The sequence below is a fragment of the Zunongwangia sp. L-65 genome (genome assembly GCF_056859415.1).
The window spans coordinates 13,699-28,352 of record NZ_JBSXOK010000050.1 but is presented as its reverse complement, the minus strand read 5'-3'; the positions used below and the strand labels follow the sequence as shown (position 1 = coordinate 28,352).

Annotated in this window: 18 protein-coding genes; 5 read left to right on the top strand and 13 right to left on the bottom strand. The window is 35.3% G+C overall.

The features are described from left to right. The first annotated feature begins 138 nt into the window (after positions 1-138). The 3 genes from yaaA to AC13DP_RS07100 all read left to right on the top strand — a co-directional run bounded on the left by yaaA (position 139) and on the right by AC13DP_RS07100 (position 2,408). Complete coding sequence (gene yaaA / locus AC13DP_RS07110; RefSeq protein WP_483067472.1) at positions 139-900, top strand: peroxide stress protein YaaA; 762 nt, start codon at positions 139-141, stop codon at positions 898-900. A 171-nt stretch (positions 901-1,071) separates the two neighbouring features. Continuing rightward, entirely contained in the window at positions 1,072-1,737 is a 666-nt protein-coding gene (locus AC13DP_RS07105) for an HAD family hydrolase (protein ID WP_483067471.1), read from the top strand. An 11-nt stretch (positions 1,738-1,748) separates the two neighbouring features. Next, positions 1,749-2,408, top strand: a complete 660-nt coding sequence (locus AC13DP_RS07100) for a uracil-DNA glycosylase family protein (RefSeq protein WP_483067495.1) — start codon at positions 1,749-1,751, stop codon at positions 2,406-2,408. An 85-nt stretch (positions 2,409-2,493) separates the two neighbouring features. Here the strand turns inward: AC13DP_RS07100 and AC13DP_RS07095 are convergent, their stop codons facing one another. The 12 genes from AC13DP_RS07095 to AC13DP_RS07040 all read right to left on the bottom strand — a co-directional run bounded on the left by AC13DP_RS07095 (position 2,494) and on the right by AC13DP_RS07040 (position 12,811). Then, positions 2,494-2,628: a 30S ribosomal protein THX gene (locus AC13DP_RS07095; RefSeq protein WP_013070329.1), complete on the bottom strand. Its 135-nt coding sequence runs from the start codon at positions 2,626-2,628 to the stop codon at positions 2,494-2,496. Between the two features lie 5 nt (positions 2,629-2,633). Further along, positions 2,634-2,777, bottom strand: a complete 144-nt coding sequence (locus AC13DP_RS07090; protein ID WP_013070330.1) for a hypothetical protein — start codon at positions 2,775-2,777, stop codon at positions 2,634-2,636. A 72-nt stretch (positions 2,778-2,849) separates the two neighbouring features. Continuing rightward, positions 2,850-3,623 (bottom strand): tryptophan synthase subunit alpha, encoded by a 774-nt coding sequence (gene trpA / locus AC13DP_RS07085; RefSeq protein WP_483067470.1) that lies wholly within the window; start codon positions 3,621-3,623, stop codon positions 2,850-2,852. 198 nt (positions 3,624-3,821) lie between these two features. Next, complete coding sequence (gene trpB / locus AC13DP_RS07080) at positions 3,822-5,003, bottom strand: tryptophan synthase subunit beta (RefSeq protein ID WP_228251500.1); 1,182 nt, start codon at positions 5,001-5,003, stop codon at positions 3,822-3,824. A gap of 789 nt (positions 5,004-5,792) precedes the next feature. After that, positions 5,793-6,413: a phosphoribosylanthranilate isomerase gene (locus tag AC13DP_RS07075; RefSeq protein WP_013070333.1), complete on the bottom strand. Its 621-nt coding sequence runs from the start codon at positions 6,411-6,413 to the stop codon at positions 5,793-5,795. Between the two features lie 408 nt (positions 6,414-6,821). Beyond that, positions 6,822-7,607: an indole-3-glycerol phosphate synthase TrpC gene (gene trpC / locus AC13DP_RS07070; protein ID WP_228251502.1), complete on the bottom strand. Its 786-nt coding sequence runs from the start codon at positions 7,605-7,607 to the stop codon at positions 6,822-6,824. Positions 7,608-7,612: 5 nt separating this feature from the next. Continuing rightward, positions 7,613-8,605 carry an anthranilate phosphoribosyltransferase gene (gene trpD, locus AC13DP_RS07065; RefSeq protein ID WP_483067469.1) on the bottom strand — a complete coding sequence of 331 codons (993 nt, stop codon included), beginning with the start codon at positions 8,603-8,605 and terminating at the stop codon, positions 7,613-7,615. Positions 8,606-8,702: 97 nt separating this feature from the next. Beyond that, the gene (locus AC13DP_RS07060) at positions 8,703-9,269 is read right to left on the bottom strand and encodes an anthranilate synthase component II (protein WP_013070336.1); all 567 of its coding nucleotides are present in this window, start codon (positions 9,267-9,269) and stop codon (positions 8,703-8,705) included. 117 nt (positions 9,270-9,386) lie between these two features. Then, a complete protein-coding gene (locus tag AC13DP_RS07055) occupies positions 9,387-10,784 on the bottom strand; it encodes an anthranilate synthase component I family protein (protein WP_483067468.1) in 1,398 nt (465 codons plus the stop codon). A 245-nt stretch (positions 10,785-11,029) separates the two neighbouring features. Further along, positions 11,030-11,599: a YceI family protein gene (locus tag AC13DP_RS07050; RefSeq protein WP_483067467.1), complete on the bottom strand. Its 570-nt coding sequence runs from the start codon at positions 11,597-11,599 to the stop codon at positions 11,030-11,032. Positions 11,600-11,619: 20 nt separating this feature from the next. Then, positions 11,620-12,252 carry an NAD(P)H-dependent oxidoreductase gene (locus AC13DP_RS07045; protein ID WP_013070339.1) on the bottom strand — a complete coding sequence of 211 codons (633 nt, stop codon included), beginning with the start codon at positions 12,250-12,252 and terminating at the stop codon, positions 11,620-11,622. Between the two features lie 109 nt (positions 12,253-12,361). After that, positions 12,362-12,811: a MarR family winged helix-turn-helix transcriptional regulator gene (locus AC13DP_RS07040; RefSeq protein WP_013070340.1), complete on the bottom strand. Its 450-nt coding sequence runs from the start codon at positions 12,809-12,811 to the stop codon at positions 12,362-12,364. Between the two features lie 153 nt (positions 12,812-12,964). On the opposite strand from AC13DP_RS07040, the gene AC13DP_RS07035 reads away from it, so the two are divergent. Both AC13DP_RS07035 and AC13DP_RS07030 read left to right on the top strand, forming a co-directional pair. Continuing rightward, complete coding sequence (locus AC13DP_RS07035) at positions 12,965-13,279, top strand: rhodanese-like domain-containing protein (RefSeq protein ID WP_013070341.1); 315 nt, start codon at positions 12,965-12,967, stop codon at positions 13,277-13,279. Continuing rightward, complete coding sequence (locus tag AC13DP_RS07030) at positions 13,279-13,668, top strand: rhodanese-like domain-containing protein (protein ID WP_347407094.1); 390 nt, start codon at positions 13,279-13,281, stop codon at positions 13,666-13,668. Before AC13DP_RS07035 ends, AC13DP_RS07030 begins: the two co-directional genes overlap by 1 nt. A gap of 156 nt (positions 13,669-13,824) precedes the next feature. On the opposite strand, the gene AC13DP_RS07025 is transcribed toward AC13DP_RS07030, so the two are convergent. Further along, positions 13,825-14,508 carry a cell division ATP-binding protein FtsE gene (locus tag AC13DP_RS07025; protein ID WP_013070343.1) on the bottom strand — a complete coding sequence of 228 codons (684 nt, stop codon included), beginning with the start codon at positions 14,506-14,508 and terminating at the stop codon, positions 13,825-13,827. Positions 14,509-14,654 lie beyond the last annotated feature (146 nt).

Sequence of the window (14,654 nt, the reverse complement as noted above, 5' to 3'; positions counted from 1 at the left end):
AATTGTTTAAATTTATGAAGTCTTGCTGTTCCGATAAATATCGGAATTTATTGAGCATCTCATAATTTTTTATGAGACCCTGAAACAAGCCCGCCTCACCGGCCGGTTTAGGGAGACTAAGAAAAAAAGAAAAGAAAAATGAAAATAGTTGTTTCACCGGCAAAAAGCCTGGATTACGAATCAAAATTACCTACTATGCGAGGAACGCAGCCTGCTTTCCTGGAAACTACTGCGAAACTGAATCGAAAATTGGCCAGAATGACCAAAAAAGAGATTTCAGAATTAATGAGTATTAGCGATAAGCTGGCCGATTTAAATTATACACGTTATCAGGAATTCGAAGAAGATCATACTAAAAAGAATTCACGTCCCGCAATGTATGCCTTTAATGGTGATGTTTATAATGGGCTGGATGCCTATACGCTTCCTGAAGAAAAATTAGATGTTATCCAGAATACCCTGCGAATTCTATCGGGTTTATACGGAATTTTAAGGCCACTCGATCTCATTCAGCCCTACCGTTTAGAAATGGGTACTAAAATAGGAATTGAGAGCACAGATACACTTTATGAAGTGTGGAAAGAAAAAGTGACCAATTATTTAAATTCTGAATTAAAAGATGATGAGCTTTTTGTGAATCTTGCCAGCAACGAATATTTTAAAGCAGTGGATACTAAAGCTTTAAAAAAACCGGTGATTTCTCCTGTTTTTAAGGATTACAAAAACGGAAAATTAAAGATCATTAGTTTTTATGCAAAAAAAGCTCGTGGTGCTATGGTGCGTTATATTATCGATTCTTCGGCAAAGAATTTAGATGATATTAAAGGCTTCGATTATGATGATTATAAATTTAGCGAAGAGCATACCGAAAAAGAAAACGAACCGGTGTTTATTAGATAGTTTCTTAACGAAAGTTTGATTTTCATGGGGGTTGCCTCGAAATTCATGATGAGTTTTCTATGTATTTCCCGAGCTCTCCTTAATAAAAGAACTTACAGTAACTTAATATTAGTAATAAAAAGCTTTATTTCTGCGGAAGTATTTTCGTAGAAAATTCCAAAAACAACAACAATGGCTGAAATAAAAGCAGCAATTTTCGATTTCGACGGTACATTAGTAGATTCAGAACATTATCATTACAACTCGTGGGTAGAAGTTTTAAACGATTATGGTGCCGAACTGGATTATGATTTTTATATAAAAACTTACGCCGGTACGCCTTCTCCCATCAATGCAAAAGCCATAATAGAACAATTTGATTTGCCAATTTCAAGGGAAGACTTAACCTATAAGCGTGAGCGTATGGCCGAGAAACTGGTAAAAGAATCTGAAGTTGAATTTATGCCTTATGCCATAGAAACTTTAGATCTCTTTAAAGAAAAAGGCATTCCTATTTATCTGGTTACCGGTAGTCCGCGTAATAATGTTGAGTTTCTTTTGGATAAAACAGGTATAGCAAAATATTTTAAGTTCACGATTACCAGAACCGATGTAAAAAATAGCAAACCAGATCCTGAAAGTTATCTAACTGCTATTGAAAAAATCAATTTGCCAAAAGAAAACATGGTTGTTTTTGAAGATACGAGGACTGGAGTAGCTTCGGCAAAGGCTGCAGGATTGGAATGTTTGGCTATTCAGGGGAATCCTAATTTAAAAGATAATGTAAAGGCTGCCGATAAGATTTTTGATAGCTTGCGGGAAGCCACGCAATATTTAGAAAAAGAGGGTCGAATTTAAATAATACTGATATTTTTCATCACAAACATCCATTTCCGCCTTTTATTCCTGAAGAAGCTACCAAGCTCATCGTGGGAACCTTACCACCACCAAGATTTACACAACATAGCCTAAAAGAACGCGATGTAGATTTTTGTTATGGAAGTCAGGATGGCCTACTTTGGCCAATTTTAGACCGAATTTTTGATCTGGAATTAATTTATGATAATTCCCACGAAGCTATTGTACAACGCAAGGATTTTCTCCGGAAGCGAGGCATTGGGATTTGTGATGTGGTGGAAAGTAGTTTCAGAGAGAAAATTGATGCTTCAGATTTAGGGATGCAGAATGTAGAGCTTAGAAATATGCTTCAGATTTTACGAAATCATCCAAAGATCGAAACCCTTTTATTTACTGGAGGGAATAGTAAGAATGGACCTGAGTATTTCTTCCGAAGACATTTAAAAAATTCTGAAGAAGATATAAAACTGAAAATAGTAGATAACGAACCCCCCAGGATTCATCAATTTATTTTAGATGGTCGTTTAATTAAAACGGTTTCTTTAATTGCACCTTCGGGTTCAGCAAATATGGCGATAGGGAGTAATCAGCTTTATAAACAATTAAAAGCTCAAAATCCCGCTTTTAACACAATGGATTTTAGAGTGCTTCAGTATAATGAGTTTTTTTGAGTTCATTAAAATTCAATAAAAAGCAAAAAAACCTCACAGGTTTTTAAAACCTGTGAGGTTTAAATAAAATATTCTATATTAAACTTTACTGTAAGTCTTTTTTATCTTGCTCGGCAAGGGTAGTTGGCTTTACTTTAAACTTTTTACGTTTAGGGCGTAGCTTTCCATTAGTACCGATAGCTATTTTCCCTCGTTTTGTTTTTTTATCGCCTCTTCCCATAAAAGTTATTTTTTGTTTTGTTGATCTTTAATCGTTTTTTCATCGATATCTACTTTGTTAGTAGACTCATTTCTATTTCCCGATGGTTGTGTTGGATTTTTTTGATCTGTTTTTCGTGTTCGGCGGTTATCTTCAATTGGCCCTCCCATAATTCATGTTTTTTAAGTTCATTTTAAAGATACAAACACATACTCTTAAAAGCTCCCAATACATTGTTAGACTTAGGTTAAACCAGGGCGAACCGATTTTACAAAATCCTGAATATTCCCTATGCCATTTTTATTTAAATGCTTGATAAAAGCACTACCAATAATAGCACCTTTAGCATATTTGGTAGCATAATTAAACGTAGCCTCATCACTAATTCCAAATCCAACCACTTGCGGATTTCTAAGTTTCATTTCTGAAATTCGTTTAAAATATGCTTTGGTTTCGTCGCCAAAACCTTTAGTGCTTCCGGTAACGCTGGCGGTACTTACCATATAAATAAATCCGTCGGAAACTTTATCTATAAAACGAATACGTTCTTCTGAAGTTTGTGGCGTGATTAGGAATATATTCTTTAATCCATGTTTTTCGAATATCACTTTATATTCATCCTTATAAACGTCTACAGGAAGATCCGGAATAATGAGCCCGTCGATACCAACTTCTTCACATTTTGCGCAAAATTTTTCTACGCCAAATTGAAGAATGGGATTAAAATAGCCCATAATAATTAGTGGAATCGAAACTTCCGAACGAATATCTTTTAATTGTTCAAAGAGCTTGTTGGTGGTCATTCCGTTTTTTAATGCAATTGTAGAACTTTCCTGAATGGTAGGACCATCAGCTAAAGGGTCACTAAACGGAAGCCCGATTTCAACAAAATCAACCCCGCTTTTTTCAAGGTTTTTAATAATATGTACCGTGTCTTCAATTTCAGGATATCCTGAAGTAAAATATATAGAAAGAAGTTTTTTGTCTTCTTTCATTCTTTGATTTATTCTATTCATTTTTTATCGCTTTTGGTTTTTAGCTTCTTTTAGTCATTCTTTCCCCGATAGCTATCGGAAGAAACGGAATCTCATCTATTATCTCAGTAATTGTATGGATGATATCCCGGATCAATCCTATCTGAAGCATGGATAGTTTAAGGTAACAGTTGTTAAATGTTTTCTTTTGCGATTTAAATTTTAAACATTTACTGTTTATTATAACTCAAAATAATCGATATAGGTATTTAGATCCTTATCGCCACGGCCAGAAAGATTTACTACCACCACATCATCTTCTTTAAATTTTCGATCTTCAAAAATTGCCAGAGCATGAGAGGATTCTATCGCCGGGATAATTCCTTCTAATTTCGCTAATTCCAGCCCTGCTTTCATGGCGGCGTCATCGGTGATAGAAATAAACTCACCACGGCCACTTCTAAATAAATGCGCATGCATAGGGCCCACTCCTGGATAATCCAGCCCAGCTGAAATTGAATAAGGTTCTGTTATTTGCCCGTCATCAGTTTGCATTAGTAAGGTTTTACTGCCGTGAATAATGCCTTCTTTTCCTAAAGCAGAGGTTGCAGCACTTTCACCGGTATAAATTCCTTTTCCGGCAGCTTCTACAGCAATAATTCCAACTTCAGGATTGTCTAAATAATGAAAGTAGGCGCCGGCAGCATTACTACCCCCACCAACACAAGCCACTACATAATCTGGATTTTCACGATTTTCTTTTTCCTTTAGCTGTGTTTTGATTTCTTCTGAAATTATCGCCTGAAATCGTGCAACCATATCTGGATATGGATGTGGGCCGACAACCGAACCGATAATATAATGCGTATCTATGGGATTATTAATCCAATCACGAATCGCTTCGTTGGTTGCATCTTTAAGGGTTTTACTACCCGATTTTGCAGGAACTACTTTGGCGCCAAGCATTTTCATACGGGCTACATTTGGTGCCTGGCGTTCAATATCGATTTCCCCCATGTACACAATACATTCTATTCCCATAAGCGCACAAACGGTAGCAGTGGCAACACCGTGCTGTCCGGCACCGGTTTCAGCGATAATTCGGTTTTTACCCAGTCTTTTTGCCATTAAAATTTGCCCCACAGTATTATTTACTTTGTGAGCGCCGGTATGGCAAAGATCTTCACGTTTTAAATAGACTTTAGTGTTATATTTTTTACTAAAACGCTCGGCGTAATAAAGTGGGGTAGGGCGGCCTACATAATCTTTAAGAAGCGCTTTAAATTCTTTCTGAAAAGAATCTTCTTTCATAATGTCTAAGTACTGCCTGCGTAATTCTTCAACATTAGGATATAGCATTTCAGGAATAAAGGCGCCACCAAATTCGCCGTAATATCCTTTTTCGTTTGCCTGGTATGTCATTTTATTTAGCTTTTTAGCCTACAGTTTTTAGCTTTCGGCTTAATTTTTCTTATTTATATAAAAGTTTACAGTTAACAGTGAACAGGTTTTGTAAGCTGTTAGCTTTATTTGTTTTGTCATCTCGACCGCAGTGGAGAGATCTAATTTTCATGTTAAGAGATTTCTCGACTTCATTACATTTCGCTCGAAATGACAATATTTATAATTCAAAATTCAGCATTCAAAATCCATAATAATTCATCCTGTTTCCTGGTTCTTGTCTCTTGTCTCTCAATTTAAATTTACAAATCACCACATTATCAAATCATCAAATTCTCTATTCTCTATGTTCTGTCAGCGGAGCGGTCTATATTCTTCCTAAGGGATTTCTCCGTTTCGTTACACTTCAGTCGAAATGACAATATTTATAATTCAAAATTCAGCATTCAAAATCCATAATAATTCATCCTGTTTCTTGGTTCTTGAATCTTGTCTCTCAATTTAAATTTACAAATCACCACATTATCAAATCACCACATTATCAAATCATCACATTATCAAATCATCACATTGTCTATTCTCTATGTTCTGTCAGCGGATGGGTGTATATTCTTACTAAGAGATTTCTCCGTTTCGCTACGCTTCAGTCGAAATGACAATATTTATAATTCAAAATTCAGCATTCAAAATTCATAATAATTCATCCTGTTTCCTGGTTCTTGTCTCTTGTCTCTCAATTTAAATTTACAAATCACCACATTATCAAATCACCACATCATCAAATCACCACATCATCAAATCACCAAATCATCACATCATCACATCAACAAATTGTCTTAGTTTTTCAATATCCTTTAGACCGGGTTCACTTTCAAAAGCGCTATTTACATCTACTGCATAAAGTAAATCTTGTTTGCCAATTTTGTTGAAATACATATAGAATTTCTTTAGATCTTCAAATTGTTCCAAACCAATACCACCACTTAGAAAAAATGGTTTTTCAGATGGGTATTCTTTTAATAAGGTCCAATCGAAAGTTTCGCCGTTCCCTCCTTTATGTTTGCCTTTGGTATCAAAAAGAAAATAATCAACATGATCTTCAAAATCTGCTAACTGGTTAAAATCGAATTCCGATTTAACAGAAAATACTTTTATAATTTCAATAGATGTTTCTTTTAAAACTAATTTTAGCTCAGCACAAAACTCGGCTGATTCGCCACCATGAAGCTGAATAGCATTAAGATCATATTTATTGATCTTATCCAGAATTTCTGCAATCTTGGATTTCACAAAAACACCGGTCTTTTTTATCGAATTCTGGATCTTAGGAATTTCAGTATTAAAAAATCGAGGTGTTTTTTCATAGAAAATAAAACCCATATAATCTGGATTGAGAGCTGCGATATCCTGAATGTTTTCAGGGTATTTCATGCCGCATATTTTGAGTTTTAGGGTCATGGTTTTAGTTTTTAGCCCAGCCTTTAGCTGTCAGCTAATATTATTTATAAGATTAAAAATTCTAATTCTATTTTACTTCTCGATTTGATTTTTTTTATTCTATTTAAAAATCACTCGAAGTGGCATTTAGCTGAAAGCTAACAGCTGACAGTTTTCTTTGAATCACCTCGTCTATTCTCTATTTTCTAAGAGAAGCGGTCTATATTCTTATTAAGAGATTTCTATGTTTCGCTACGCTTCGGTCGAAATGACAATATTTATAATTCAAAATTAAGTATTCAAAATCCATAATAATTCATCCTGATTCTTGAATCTTGTCTCTAGATAAACTTTTTTAAATTACCACATCTTCAAATCGTAGAATTTTCTCACTACTCAATTCTAACTACTAAGTTGCTCAATAAACTTCTTAGCATTTTCACCGGGATTATTGGTTTTCATAAAGTTTTCTCCAATTAAAAAACCTTCGTAGCCATATTGTTTTAGTTCTTTAATAGCTTCTGCAGAACTGATTCCGCTTTCGCTAACTTTTACAAAATCGTCCGGGATTTTTTCAGAAAGATCTTTGCTTATCTGAGTGCTAACTTCAAAGGTTTTAAGGTTTCGGTTATTTACGCCCAACATATCTAAACTAGGCATGATCGATTTCTTCAATTCCTCTTCGTTATGCACTTCAAGCAATACATCTAAACCAAGGTTTTTAGCAAATTCAGATAATTGTTTGATTTGCTCGCGTTCCAGAACGGCAGCGATCAATAGGATTACATCGGCACCATGAGCTTTGGCTTCTAATAATTGGTATTCGTCAATTATAAACTCTTTTCTTAGGATTGGCATTTTTACAGCAGCACGTGCATACAGCAAATCGTCTAAAGAACCTCCAAAATATTTTCCGTCAGTTAAAACCGACATTCCGCTTACTCCAGCATGTTCGTAACCCCTGGCTACATCTTCTATATTTAAGCTTTGGTTGATTATCGATTTAGAAGGAGAGCGGCGTTTATGTTCGGCTATAATTCCGCTTTTGCTTTCTCGAAGTGTATTGGCTAAAGAAACCGTTTCTCTTTTAAACAAAGCCGAATTTTCTAATTGTGATACCGGAACCACTAGTTTTTTAAGAAGTAGTTCTTTATGCTTATCTGCGATTATTTTATCAAGAATATTCATAGCTATTATTCGCTTAAATGCTGTAATTTTTTTAAGGCCTCTAAGGCTTTTCCAGATTTAATCGATTCTTTTGCTGCAGAAAAGCCTTCTTTTATATTAATATTTTTAGCGGTTGCAATTGCCATACCCGCATTAGCACACACCACATTTTCCTGGGCTTGGGTACCTTCGCCTCTAAGAATTTTTACTAAGATCATAGCCGAATTCTCGATGGTTCCGCCACCGTAAATTTCTTTTTGTTCTAGTTTACGAACTCCAAAATCAGCCGGTTTCAATATACTTTCTGTATGATTTGAAATTACTTTAGTGTCGCTGGTTAACGAAATTTCATCGTATCCATCTAAAGCGTGAAGAATACTAAAATTCTTATCGGTATTTTGATACAGATAGCCATACATTCTAGCCAACTCTAAGTTAAAAACTCCTACTAACTGATTTTTTGGAAATGCTGGATTTACCATTGGTCCTAACATATTAAAAAATGTTTTTACCGCTAAGCTTTTACGGATAGGAGCTACATTTTTCATGGCCGGGTGAAATAGGGGAGCATGTAATACACAAATGCCTGCTTTATCAATGCATTTTTCCAGAAAAGAAGCATCACTGCTAAAGCGTATGCCCAGGTGCTCCATAGCATTAGAACTACCACTAACAGATGATACTCCGTAATTACCATGTTTAGCTACTTTTACACCAGCACCGGCAGTTACAAATGATGAGGTTGTAGAAATATTAAAGGTATTTTTACCATCGCCCCCGGTTCCGCAAAGATCAATAGGATTATAGGCGCTAAGATCTACCGCTACGCAAAGTTCTAAAAGTGCGTCTCTAAAACCTTCAAGCTCTGCAATCGTAACACTTCGCATCATATAGACCGTAAGAAAAGCGGCAATCTGACTTTCATTATATTCTCCGTTAGAAATATTGAATAAAGCTTGTTTTGCTTCTGCTTTACTTATCGTCTCGTGATTAATAAGCCTGTTTAGTAATTCTTTCATTTTATAACGACAACTCGGTTAAACCGAATCTAAATTTATAGTTTTTAAAATTCTATGCCCGGTCTTCTACCGGTTGGTCTGAAGTTGTTTTATGAGTCTAGGCTTTCACCCAGTTAGCAATCATTTTTTTCCCTTCAGGAGTTAAAACCGATTCTGGATGAAATTGTACGCCTCTCACATCAAATTCTCGATGGCGTAAAGACATGACTTGCCCCTTATCATCAAATGAAGTGGCTTCTAAAACGTCTGGTAAATCTTTTAATACTACCCAGGAATGGTAACGTCCTACTTTTATTTTTTTATCTAGCCCTGCAAATAAAGGTTCATCGTCTACCACAATATCAATATCTGTTGCCACGCCGTGATAAACTGATTCTAAATTACCTAAAGTGCCGCCATAAACTTCACCGATTGCCTGTTGGCCAAGGCAAACGCCGAAAATACTTTTGGTAGCACCATACTTTTCTATAATAGGTTTTAATAGCCCGGCTTCAGAAGGAATTCCCGGGCCCGGAGACAGTAAAATCTTATCGAAATTTTGTACAAAATCGATATCCAGTTGATCGTTTCTCTTTACGGTTACCTGGCATTCTAAATCCTCCAGATAGTGTACAAGATTGTATACAAACGAATCATAATTATCTATCACTAATACTTTTTTCATTTTAAAGAGTTCTTTTCGCGTTAGGGATTGAGGTTTTGTTGGAGCTCTTTTTAAGCGAATTAGCGTTTAAAAAAGCGACTACCGAAAGCCCGACTGCCCTTTAGGTCAGTAACGCCATTATTCTATATTTTCAGCGATTTCTAATGCTTTGGTTAATGCTCCAAGTTTATTGTATACTTCCTGAAGCTCGTTTTCATCTTTAGATTCTGAGACCACCCCGGCACCGGCCTGATAATGTAATTGATGGTTTTTACTAACAAAGGATCTGATAATGATGGCATGGTTAAAGTTGCCGTGAAAATCCATAAATCCAATCGCACCACCGTAGGCATCACGGTTTACATTTTCACATTCTTCAATAAGCTTCATGGCGCTATGTTTTGGTGCGCCGCTTAATGTACCTGCCGGAAATGTATCGGCTACCACCTGCATGGTTGGCGTATTAGGATTTTTGGTTCCGGTTACTTTGCTCACTAAATGAATAACATGAGAGAAAAATTGGATTTCTCGATAAGTTTCGACTTTTACATTGCTTCCGTTTCGACTTAGGTCATTACGAGCAAGATCAACCAGCATGACATGTTCAGCATTTTCTTTCTCATCGGCACTAAGTTGTTTGGCAATTTCGGCATCTTTTTCGTCGTTTCCGGTACGTTTAAATGTACCGGCGATAGGATGAATTTCGGCCTTGCCTTCATCGATGATCAATTGAGCTTCTGGCGAACTTCCAAAAATCTTAAAGTTGCCATAGTCAAAATAGAAAAGGTAAGGAGAAGGGTTGATACTGCGTAAAGCACGGTACACATTAAATTCGTCTCCTTTAAATTTTTGAGAGAAACGTCTGGAAAGTACAATCTGAAAGACATCACCACGATGACAATGTTTTTTACCGAATTTCACCTGTTCTATAAATTCTTTGTCGGTAAGGTTACTTTGGGTCTCGCCTTCGCGATGAAAATCGTAAGTGGCAAAATTCTTAACGCTTATCAGCTGTTCGATTTCTTCAATTTTATTATCATCACTATAGGAGTGATTAAAAATAAATGCCTGATTATTAAAATGGTTAATGGCGATGATGTTTTGGTATACCGCATAGTACATATCTGGTAATTCCAGGTCGCCTTTTTTCTTGGTGATGTTTATGTCTTCAAAATAGCGTACACCATCGTAAGAAATATAGCCAAAGAGCCCGTTATTGATAAATTTAAAGTCAGATTCCTCGGTATCGAACAATTTTCCAAAATCCTGAATTTTTTCGGGAAGGTTAACCTCTGAACTGATTTTGGTTGTTTTTGAAGTTCCGTCTGGATATTCCTCTAAAATTTCCTCATTCTGTACTCTTATAGAGGCAACTGGATTGCAACAAATGTAGGAGAAGCTATTTTTATTGGCGTGGTAGTCGCTACTTTCTAATAGTAGGCTATTTGGATACTTGTCCCTTACCTTTAAGTAAACGCTTACAGGAGTAATGGTATCTGCAAGGAGTTTTTTGTAATTGGTCTTTAATGTGTACATAATTTAAAGTATCTTGAAATAAAAAAAGGCTTGTCGTGAGACAAGCCTTTTTCTTATATTTTTATATAATGGCAATTTAGCTCACGAAGTTTGTACGTAAGTTAGACCACCACCAAGTATTTGCAATTCTGTTTTTCATTGCCTCAAATATAGCCATCAATTTTTAAATCACAAACAAATAATCAAAAAATAAATCCCGTAATCTTCAGGGAAGATTACGGGATTGAAATACAATGGTTGGAATTTTAGAATTTTAAATCCACAGCGATTTTAAATTCGTCATAAATAGTTTTATCTCCCAGATTATCAAAGAAACTTCCAGAGCCGTAACGTACATTGTATTTCGTACGATCGATAATAAGATTTGCATTGGCAGATTTCCCATTATAAACCATATCAAAAGTTACGGGGTTGGTTATTCCTTTAATTGTAAGATCACCTACGATACCATAAGTATTACCAGATTTTTTGGATGCTGTGGTAATGATAAGTTTAGCTTCAGGATGATTGGCAACACCAAAAAAATCATCTGTTTTTAAGTGACCTTCCAATTTTCCTTTGCTTTCGCCTTCAAGATCGGTAGATTGAAGAGAAGTCATATCGATCACAAATTCTCCTCCTAAGATTTTCTCATCTTCTACATTTAAGTATCCGGATTTTAAATCGATTGTCCCTTCGTGACTGCCAGTTACCTTTTCGCCTTTCCAGGTAATCTTACTTTCTTTTACATCAATTTTTTTAGCCATACTGGTAAAAGCAAGTGAAGCAATTACAACAACTGAAGCTAAAGCTCCTTTAATGATATTCTTTTTCATAGCAATTTTATTATTTGATTTTATATAAAGTGGAATAAATCCTGTGTTGATTTTCGTACTTTCGTCGCATGTTGATAGTCATCTTCTTCACTGCGATAACCAATACAAGCAATCACTGCAGTATGAAGCCCTTTTTCTTCTAAGCCAAGAATTTTATCGAAATTCTCTGCTGAAAATCCTTCCATTGGGCAAACATCTATTTTAAGATGTGCAGCTGTGTTTAGTAAAAAGCCCAATGCCAGGTAACTTTGTTTTTGAGCCCATTCGTTTTGCTGATCGGCTTCCATTTTTAAGGTTGTGTTTTTAATCATATCTGCCATACCTTGCAGATCTTCAACACTCATATTCCTGGTTTCTGCGATGTTTTTGATGTAGTCATCTACATAAGCTTCATCCAGTTTTTTATGATTAGCAAATACGATAACCTGTGATGCGTCAGTAAGTTGTGTTTGATCCCACGCTGCAGATTTTAATTTTTCCCTAATCTCTGGGTTTTCTATAACAAAAATCTGATAGGGTTGTAAACCATAAGAAGAAGCAGATAATTGCACTCCTTCCAAAAGTGCTTCTAGATCTTCTTGATCGATTTTTTTAGAGGCATCAAACTTTTTAGTGGCGTACCTCCATTTTAGATTTTTAATAACTGAACTCATAATTTTTTTCGGTTTTATTGGTATTGTATTATTACACGCTTTAGCTTGTCGTGAAATTGTAAAAAGTTTTTCCAGTCCTATCTGGGAATCTTTTCCCGCAGCTCTTTATTTAATTTCTAACTTTTTCAAGTAGCTGGTTTAATGTTAATAATTCTTCTTTCGTAATAGAGTTAGAGAAGTTATCTTCCAGATGGTCTATTATTGGGTCTAGGATCTCTAGTAGTTTTAAGCCTTCTTTAGTGATAATGATTTCAATTTTTCGGCGGTTTTCTTTACAAACAAATCGTTCAACAAGATTCTTATGGATAAGTTTATCTACCAGTCTGGTGGTGTTACTCATTTTATTTACCATTCGCTCCTGTATAGTACTAAGATTTGCGGGAGTTCCTTTTTGTCCCCGTAAAATGCGTAAAACATTAAATTGTTGTATAGAGATTTCATGGGGTTTAAGTGACTCGTTCATCATTGTGGTTGCTTTGTCGGCACAAAGCATGATATTAATAACCAGTTTCTTGGTGTCTTTAAGATGGTCTGTTTTTAAAATCTCTTCAGTCTTCATTGTTTCTACAACATTTGTATATACAAATATATATAACTTTTTAGTGTGATATATTAAAGAAAGGTTAAAAAAATACAGTTGTTTGATGGGCACAGGAATGCAGTTAATTTAGATAATGTATATTTACATTGCTTAATATAAAATGTACATATAATGAAAGAACTTGAACAGGAAGAATGGAGAGAACAGCTTGGTAAAGATGCTAACGCGGCTATTCTTGATGTTAGAACTGAAGAAGAAGTTGAAGAGGGATACATCCCAAATTCTAAGAATATTGATATTTATAAGGGGCAGGGGTTTATTGATGAGGTAGAGCAACTTGATAAAGATAAGAACTATTATATTTATTGCAGATCTGGTAAAAGAAGTGCGCAAGCCTGTTCGATCCTTGACCAGCTAGGCTTTTCTAATACTTACAATTTAAAAGGAGGCTTTATGGAATGGGAAGGCGAAACGGCAGAAGACTAATGAGAAAATACCTTTTATTATTTACAATTTTGCTCTTATGTTCACAAGGCTGTAAGGAAGTTGAAGCCAGTGAAATTGAAATGATTTCTCCTGAAGAAATGCTGGATCGTATGAAGAAAGATGAAATTCAGGTTTTAGATGTGCGTTCAGCTCAAGAATTTGATGATGCCCATATATTTAAAGCTAAGAATATCATTTTGAGTGAAAGCAATGATAATTCTCTTTTTTTTGATACACTGGCTAAAGATAAGCCGGTGGTGATTTATGGTAAAAATAAGGAAAATACGAAAAAGGCGATTGAAATTCTTAAAGATGATGGGTTTGAGGAGGTATACGAACTGGAAGGAGGAATTGAAAATTGGATATTAGTAGGAGGTAAAGTTTACTAATTCTCAATATTTATTTGGACTGCTAGCGTGGCGCGTATCTCACTTTTTCTAAATATCGATAAAAAAAAGAACTGTCTAAAGTGTAATCTTAGACAGTTCTTTTTTTATTATTTTCTTTTTGAAATTCCTGAAAGCAATTTTAGCTTTCTAACTTTTTTAGACCGTTTTCTGCACTACTTCAAATACACGTTGACCGTCACATTTTAGGGTTTTAGAAGGATATTTTAGTAATAATGCATAATCATGAGTAGCCATTAAGATAGTATTCCCGTTACGGCTAATTTCCTGTAATACTTCCATCACTTCTACCGAGGTTTGCGGATCCAGGTTTCCGGTAGGCTCATCGGCAAGGATTAATTCAGGATCATTTAAAAGTGCGCGGGCAATCGCTACACGTTGTTGCTCTCCTCCTGAAAGTTGGTATGGAAATTTAAAACCTTTGGTTTTCATCCCTACTTTTTCTAAAACAAGATCAATTTTTTGATCCATATTGTTTTTGTCTTTCCAGCCTGTTGCTTTTAATACGAAAAGTAGGTTGTCTTTAATATTACGATCAGTCAACAACTTAAAATCCTGAAATACGATGCCCAGTTTTCTACGTAAATAAGGAATATCTTTTTCCTTTAATTTTCTAAGATTAAAATCGACTATGGAGCCTTCACCTTCGGTTAAAGGAAGATCGCCATAAAGCGTTTTCATAAAACTACTTTTGCCAGTACCGGTTTTTCCTATAAGGTAAACAAAGTCACCTTTATTCACCGTAACATCAACTTCAGAAAGTATAAGGTTTTCCCGCTGGTAAATTGCAGCATTTTTAAGTTCAAGAACAACATTGGCCATAAATCAGAATTCTTTTCAGTATAAAAACTTTTAAAGGTTATTGCCCAAGACCTGTGCTTGGATATTTCTTTTAAGCACCCTAAAAACTGAAGCCAAAATTATACAATTTAAGTTTCAATTTTTAGAAGAATCAGATAACACTTCAA